We start from the raw sequence: 6,947 nt of genomic DNA on the forward strand, positions 1-6,947 counted from the left end.
GCGGTGCTCAGCGGCGCCGGTACGACTCGACGTAGCCGTTCGCTGGCGTGCCCACGCCGGTGACGTCGTCGTAGCCCTTCACGGCCGCGAGCGAGCTGTCCTTGCCCAGGCTGCGCACGGACGTGGCCAGACCGTCCGTGGCGTCGTAGCCGTTCACGAAGTCGACGCGGGCCACGGCGAGGCCGGAGCCCGTCGGGTCGTCGGTGACGTCGTGGTAGACCTTCGAGCCGGCCTTGGCGTAGATCGCCGGGTTGGCGAAGCCGATCGGCTTGCCGCCCCGGGCCTCCTGGGCCAGGGCCTGGACGGCCGCGACGGTCGGCGCGGCGAGCGAGGTGCCGCCGATGCGGTACTCGCTGTACGCCTGCGTCTTCCCGTCCGGCTGGGTCTGCGTCTGGCCGACCAGGAACCCGGTGTTCGGGTCGGCGATCGCCGCGATGTCCGGGACGACCCGGTTACCGGCCGCGTTGTTGGCCTTGGCCAGCGCGTCCGGTACGACGCCCTGCTGATAGCCCGGCTCTGCCACCGTCTTGCTGGTGCCGCCGCCCGCGCCGGAGGTGAAGGCGCCGGGGAAGTCCGTCCAGCTCTTGCCGTCGGCCGACAGGTTGGCCTTCTCGGTGCCCCAGCCGGTCTCCCAGAGGTACTGGTCGTCCTTGCCGACGGCCAGCGAGGTGCCGCCGACCGCGGTGACCCACGCCGAGTTGGCCGGGGAGTCGACCTGCTTCGTCCCGGAGCTCGCGACCTCGTCGCCGTCGTCGCCGGAGGAGAAGTAGAAGCCGATGCCCTCGACCGCGCCCAGCTGGAAGACCTGGTCGTAGGCCGCCGCGAGGTCGGGCGTCTGCGCGGCCTCCACCTCACCCCAGGAGTTGGACACGATGTCGGCCAGGTGGCTGTCGACGACCTTGCCGAGCGCGTCGAGCAGGTCGGCGTCGGTGCAGGACGCGGCGCCCACGTAGGTGACGTCCGAGGCCGGCGCGACCGCGTGCACGGCCTCGACGTCCAGGGTCTCCTCGCCGTACCAGCCGGAGGCCGAGCAGTCCTTGGTGTTCGTGTACTTCTTGGGCAGCACCTGGTGCAGCTGGCCGGTCTTCCACGCCGCGTCGCCGTTGTGCTTGGCGTAGGTGGCGGCGTCGTAGGCGATGGTCGGCGAGGCGTACGCGTCCGTGATGGCGACCCGGACGCCCTTGCCGGTGCGCTTGCCCGCGCCGTAGGCGGCCCGCAGCTGCTTGCCGGTGTAGCCCTTGACGGCGTACGGGATCTTCGTGCCGTACGCGTCCGGGAGCGTGCTCGCGGTCTTCGAGCCGTAGTACGACGAGAACGGCCCGGCGTTGCGGAACACGGTGTCCGGCGGCGGCAGCTGGTCGTCGTGCGTGACCATGTGGGGCGCGTTGTCCAGGCCGGTGACGGTCAGTACGGCGTCGGCCAGGCTCTCGGGCACGGAGGCGGTGCTCGCCGGGGCCCGGTAGGTCTTCGCGCCCTTGGCGAAGTTGTGCAGCTGGGCGTCGAACGCCTTCTCGGCGGCGGCCACGTCACCCGTCACGGAGACGTAGTGCCGCGTGACGCCCGTGACCTTCAGGCCGGCGGCCGTCAGCCAGGACTTCACGGCCGTCACCTGGGCCTCGGTCGCGCCGAAGCGGGCCTGCGCCTTCTTCGCGGTCAGGTACTTGCCGTACGAGGCCGACGCCGGGTCGGACACGGCCTTCGCGTACGCGGCGAGGCCGGTGGCGTCGCGGCCTCGGAGATACACCCGGGCCGATATCCGGGCGCCGTCGGAGGTGGCGCCCTGGTCGGCCTTGGCCGTGGCCCACGCGGGCCGGGTCCCGGCCAGCGGGTCGCGGAGCGGGTGGTCGGCGGCGTGCGCCGCGGGTATGCCGAGCGCCAGCGCACCCGCGAGCATCGGCAGTGTCGCCGCGATGCTCACCCCAGTGCGCGCCTTGGCGCGGTTGGATCTCATGGAACCCCCTGTGCGGTTCGTCGCGAGTGATCACTCGACGGTGGCCACTCTCGCGACGAACCGTTCATGCCAGGGGAATGCGAAACCCAAGAAGCGCCCTGCGCAGGCCAAGAAGTGCCCAAGACGCCGTAAGGCAGGGCGATTTGAGGCTTACGCCCCAGCCCCAAGGGGGCCCTGCGCTAGCCAGCCCCAAGGGGGCCCTGCGCTAGGAGCGCGGCGCGGCGCCCCGTTCCTTCAGCATGTCCGCCATCAGGCCGATCTCCGACTGCTGCGCTTCCACCATGCCCTGGGCGAGCCGCTTCTCCACCCCGACCGTGCACTTCTCCACACAGCCCTCGGCCATGTGGACGCCGCCCTTGTGATGGTCCGTCATCAGCTGGAGGTAGAAGATCTCCGCCTGCTTGCCCTTCAGCGTGCCGAGCTTCTTCAGCTCGGTGTTGGTGGCCATGCCCGGCATCAGCGCGCCGTCCTTGCCGGAGGCCATGCCACCCATGTCCATCCAGGCCATCGGTTCGGAGGACACCTTGGGCAGCCCCCACAGATCGAGCCAGCCGATCATCATGCCGCGCTGGTTGGCCTGCGTCTGCGCGATGTCGTAGGCGAGGCGCCGTACGTCCTCGTCCTCGGTGCGGTCGCGCACGATGTACGACATCTCCACGGCCTGCTGGTGGTGCACCGCCATGTCCCGCGCGAACCCGGCGTCCGCGGACTCGGCGGAGGGGGTCCGGCTGCTGCCCTCGTCCCCGGCGACGGCGTAGGTGATCGCACCGGCCGCGACGAGCGCCGTCGCCGCGGCTCCGGCGATCAGACCGGCGTGCCTCACTGGGACAGCCCGTTCGTGCAGGCGGCACCCGGCTCGGGCGTCTGCTCGCCCTGGACGAACTTCTCGAAGAACTTGTCGACGTCCGGGTCGCTCGCACCCTTCACCGTGCGCTGGTGGCCCCACGCCGAGAGCATGATCGGGTCCTTCTGGTCGTCCATCGGGCTCATCAGCGTGTACGGCGTCTTCTTCACCTTCGCCGCGAGCGCGTCGACGTCGGCCTTCTTCGCGTCGGCGTTGTACGTCACCCACACCGCGCCGTGCTCCAGCGAGTGCACGGCGTTGGTGTTGTCGAGTTCCTTGGTGTAGACGTCCCCGTTGCAGTTCATCCAGACCTGGTTGTGGTCGCCGCCGACCGGCGGCTCGGAGGCGTACTTCACGGCCTTGCTGACGTGGTTGCGGGCCAGCTTCCCTTCCCAGGTCTTCACGCCGTCCTTGCCCGTGACGAACTTCCCCTTGCCCGAGGAGTCGCTCGCGGCGGCGGTGTCACTGCCACCGTCGTCGGACTGGGACCGCACGAGCACGACACCGCCGCCGACGAGACCGCACACGACCACCACACTGGCCGCGATGACGAGGATCCGGTTGCGGCGCTCACGGGACTGCTCGGCGCGCCGCATCTCCTCTATCCGCGCTTTGCGTGCCGTGCTGCTCTTGTTGGCGGAGCCCATGAGGTGTCCTTCGTGGGAAAGGTGGGACGGTCGGGTGACTGATCGTAATGGGGGGAGCAGGGCGCCTCGTAGGGCGGCGGCGGGAATGGGCTGAATCGATACGGCACCGACAGGTGCCCGACAGCTTCGGAAATCCGGGGCCGGATAATTTGAACCGCAGATTCCCATTACCTACGCTGCGGGTATGCGGCTGCTGCGCTCCACCGATCTCGCCCTGCGGGTCCTCATGCGGCTCGCCGTCGCGGGCGAGTCGAGTCCGACGACCCGGGAGGTCGCGGACGGCATGGACGTGCCGTACACGCACCTGGCGAAGGTCGTCGCCGAGCTCCAGCACATGGGACTGCTCGAGGCCCGCCGCGGCCGCGGCGGCGGTCTCACCCTGACGGAGCAGGGCCGCACCGCGTCGGTGGGCGCCGTGGTGCGCGCTTTCGAGGGCGACGGCGACGTCGTCGACTGCGAGGGCCCCACCCCCTGCCCCCTGAACTCCGCCTGCCGGCTGCGCGGCGCCCTGCGCCGGGCGCAGGAGGCGTTCTTCACCTCACTGGACCCGGTCACGGTCCGGGACATCGTGGCGGAGCCGACGGGGGCGCTGCTGCTGGAGATCTCGCGCGGGAGCTAGTTCGCTCGGTGTCTCAGGCCTGCCCCGCCAGCCACAGGTCCGGCCCGAACACCTCGTAGTGGATGTCGGCCGGGGCCACGCCCTTCGCGATGAGCTGGGCCCGTACCGCCCGCATGAAGGGCAGCGGCCCGCACAGGTACGCGCGCGTGCCCGGTTCGACCGGGACCCCGGCGAGGTCGACGAGACCGGAGTGGGTGCCCGCCGGGGCGTCCTGCTCATACCAGAGGTGGACGGCGGACTCCGCAAGCTTGGCCGCGTAGGCCTCGTGGTCGGTGCGCAGGGCGTGGGTGGCGGGTGAGCGGTCGCCGTGTACGACGGTGACCGGGGCGCGGTGCCCCGAGCCTGCGAGGTGCGCCAGCATCGCGGTCATCGGGGTGACGCCGATGCCCGCCGAGGCCAGCAGCAGCGGTGTGCCGGGTTCGGCTTCCAGGACCAGGTCGCCGTAGGGCTCCGACAGCTCGAGGACGTCACCCTCCCGCACGCGCGCGTGGAGGTGGTTCGAGACCTCGCCGTCGGGGGTGCCGTCCCCCTGCACGCGCTTCACGCTGATCTGCCGGAGCAGCGGACCGGGCGCACCGGAGAGGCTGTACTGCCGTATCTGCCGGGCGCCGTCCGGGAGGGCGACGCGGAGGGAGACGTACTGGCCCGCGAGGAAGTCCCGCACTTCGGAGCCGTCGGCGGGCCGCAGCCGGAAGGTGACGACGTCCGCGGTCTCGGTGACGCGCTCGACGACCTCCCAGGTCCGCCAGGCAGGCCAGCCGCTCTCCTCGCGCAGCCGCTTCTCGACGGCGATCAGGGCGTTCGCCATCAGCCAGTAGACCTCGTCCCAGGCGGCGGCGACCTCGGGCGTCACGGCGTCGCCGAGCACCTCGGCGATGGCGGCGAACAGGTGCTCGTGGACGAGGTCGTACTGCTCGGGCGTGACGCCGAGCGAGGCGTGCTTGTGGGCGATGCGGTGCAGCATCGCGTCCGGCCGCTGCTCCGGACGGTCCAGCAGGTGCGTCGCGAAGGCGGCGACGGAACCGGCGAGCGCCTGCCGCTGGGTGCCGGCGGCCTGGTTGCCCCGGTTGAACAGGTCCCGCAGCAGTTCGGGGCGGGCCGCGAACAGGCCGGCGTAGAAGCGCTCGGTGATCGCGCCGAGGGCTCCGCCGACGGCGGGGAGTGTGGCGCGGACGGTGGCGGCGGACTGCTCGGACAGCATCGGGGCTCCTCGGTGCTCGACTGGGAGCACGGTATTTAAAGTTGCATCTGAGATGCAAATTAAGCGGCTGGAGCAGCGGAACGGACCGGCCGTTACGGATGGCGCCGTCAGCAGGCACTATGGGCGGAAGAGCAGTTCACCTGCCGTACGTGAGGCGTTCGGTCCCGGGCCGGCCGGGCGATCATGGTGCGCAACGCGTACGAAATGGTGGTGTGGTGGGATGCTCAGGTGCCCGACCGCCTCCCGTGGTACGGAAGAGAAGGCGGCCTGACCAGCAAGGATGGGGAAGCGGAAGATGGACAAGCAGCAGGAGTTCGTGCTCCGGACGTTGGAGGAGCGCGACATCCGGTTCGTACGGCTGTGGTTCACGGACGTTCTGGGCTTCCTCAAGTCCGTGGCCGTGGCCCCCGCCGAGCTGGAGCAGGCCTTCGACGAGGGCATCGGCTTCGACGGCTCAGCCATCGAGGGCTTCGCCCGCGTATACGAGTCCGACATGATCGCCAAGCCGGACCCGTCGACGTTCCAGATCCTGCCGTGGCGGGCCGAGGCCCCCGGCACGGCCCGGATGTTCTGCGACATCCTCATGCCGGACGGCTCCCCGTCCTTCGCCGACCCGCGCTACGTCCTCAAGCGCGCCCTGGCCCGCACCTCCGACCTGGGCTTCACGTTCTACACCCACCCGGAGATCGAGTTCTTCCTGCTGAAGGACCGGCCGCTGGACGGCAGCCGTCCGACGCCCGCCGACAACTCCGGCTACTTCGACCACACCCCGACCAACGTCGGCATGGACTTCCGCCGCCAGGCGATCACCATGCTGGAGTCGATGGGCATCTCGGTCGAGTTCTCCCACCATGAGGGCGCCCCGGGCCAGCAGGAGATCGACCTGCGGTACGCCGACGCGCTCTCCACGGCCGACAACATCATGACCTTCCGCCTGGTCATGAAGCAGGTGGCGCTGGAGCAGGGCGTCCAGGCGACCTTCATGCCGAAGCCGTTCTCCGAGCACCCGGGCAGCGGCATGCACACGCACCTGTCGCTCTTCGAGGGCGACCGCAACGCCTTCTACGAGTCGGGCTCCGAGTACCAGCTGTCGAAGGTGGGCCGCTCCTTCATCGCGGGCCTGCTGCGGCACGCGGCGGAGATCTCCGCGGTCACCAACCAGTGGGTCAACTCCTACAAGCGCATCTGGGGCGGCGCGGAGCGCACGGCGGGCGCGGGCGGCGAGGCCCCGTCGTACATCTGCTGGGGCCACAACAACCGCTCGGCGCTGGTCCGGGTGCCGATGTACAAGCCCGGCAAGACGGGTTCGGCGCGGGTGGAGGTCCGCTCCCTGGACTCGGGCGCGAACCCCTACCTGGCCTACGCGCTCCTCCTCGCCGCCGGTCTCAAGGGCATCGAGGAGGGCTACGAGCTCCCGCCGGGCGCCGAGGACGACGTCTGGGCCCTCTCCGACGCCGAGCGCCGCGCGATGGGCATCGAACCGCTCCCGCAGAACCTCGGCGAGGCCCTGACCCTGATGGAACGCAGCGACCTGGTCGCCGAGACCCTCGGCGAGCACGTCTTCGACTTCTTCCTGCGCAACAAGCGGCAGGAGTGGGAGGAGTACCGGTCGCAGGTGACGGCGTTCGAGCTGAGGAAGTCGCTGCCGGTGCTGGTGCTGCGGCCGTCCAGGGGCAGCACGTAGT

6 protein-coding genes are annotated in these 6,947 nt (G+C 70.5%); 2 read left to right on the plus strand and 4 right to left on the minus strand.

The window, feature by feature from the left end; all coding sequences use genetic code 11:
- Nucleotides 1-7 precede the first annotated feature (7 nt).
- The 3 genes from ACWIF2_RS31345 to ACWIF2_RS31355 all read right to left on the minus strand — a co-directional run bounded on the left by ACWIF2_RS31345 (nt 8) and on the right by ACWIF2_RS31355 (nt 3,442).
- Complete coding sequence (locus tag ACWIF2_RS31345) at nt 8-1,951, minus strand: S53 family peptidase (RefSeq protein WP_454364258.1); 1,944 nt, start codon at nt 1,949-1,951, stop codon at nt 8-10.
- Nucleotides 1,952-2,156: 205 nt separating this feature from the next.
- A complete protein-coding gene (locus ACWIF2_RS31350; RefSeq protein ID WP_454364260.1) occupies nt 2,157-2,774 on the minus strand; it encodes a DUF305 domain-containing protein in 618 nt (205 codons plus the stop codon).
- Nucleotides 2,771-3,442: a DUF3105 domain-containing protein gene (locus tag ACWIF2_RS31355; RefSeq protein WP_454364262.1), complete on the minus strand. Its 672-nt coding sequence runs from the start codon at nt 3,440-3,442 to the stop codon at nt 2,771-2,773. Before ACWIF2_RS31355 ends, ACWIF2_RS31350 begins: the two co-directional genes overlap by 4 nt.
- A 184-nt stretch (nt 3,443-3,626) precedes the next feature.
- On the opposite strand from ACWIF2_RS31355, the gene ACWIF2_RS31360 reads away from it, so the two are divergent.
- Nucleotides 3,627-4,061 (plus strand): RrF2 family transcriptional regulator, encoded by a 435-nt coding sequence (locus ACWIF2_RS31360; RefSeq protein WP_454364264.1) that lies wholly within the window; start codon nt 3,627-3,629, stop codon nt 4,059-4,061.
- 13 nt (nt 4,062-4,074) lie between these two features.
- Here ACWIF2_RS31360 and ACWIF2_RS31365 read toward each other — a convergent pair whose 3' ends face one another.
- Nucleotides 4,075-5,262, minus strand: coding sequence for a globin domain-containing protein (locus ACWIF2_RS31365; RefSeq protein WP_454364266.1), 1,188 nt, complete (start codon nt 5,260-5,262; stop codon nt 4,075-4,077).
- Nucleotides 5,263-5,557: 295 nt separating this feature from the next.
- Here ACWIF2_RS31365 and glnA point away from each other — a divergent pair, with 295 nt between their 5' ends.
- Nucleotides 5,558-6,946 carry a type I glutamate--ammonia ligase gene (glnA, locus tag ACWIF2_RS31370; RefSeq protein ID WP_454364268.1) on the plus strand — a complete coding sequence of 463 codons (1,389 nt, stop codon included), beginning with the start codon at nt 5,558-5,560 and terminating at the stop codon, nt 6,944-6,946.
- Nucleotide 6,947: the final 1 nt, after the last annotated feature.

The organism is Streptomyces sp. NPDC055506 (assembly GCF_053643595.1).

What these genes read in the sequence shown, in the direction of transcription:
- ACWIF2_RS31345 (WP_454364258.1), bottom strand. Translation starts at nt 1,951, where the DNA reads ATGAGATCCAACCGCGCCAAGGCGCGCACTGGGGTGAGCATCGCGGCG.
- ACWIF2_RS31355 (WP_454364262.1), bottom strand. Translation starts at nt 3,442, where the DNA reads ATGGGCTCCGCCAACAAGAGCAGCACGGCACGCAAAGCGCGGATAGAG.
- ACWIF2_RS31360 (WP_454364264.1), top strand. Translation starts at nt 3,627, where the DNA reads ATGCGGCTGCTGCGCTCCACCGATCTCGCCCTGCGGGTCCTCATGCGG.
- ACWIF2_RS31365 (WP_454364266.1), bottom strand. Translation starts at nt 5,262, where the DNA reads ATGCTGTCCGAGCAGTCCGCCGCCACCGTCCGCGCCACACTCCCCGCC.
- glnA (WP_454364268.1), top strand. Translation starts at nt 5,558, where the DNA reads ATGGACAAGCAGCAGGAGTTCGTGCTCCGGACGTTGGAGGAGCGCGAC.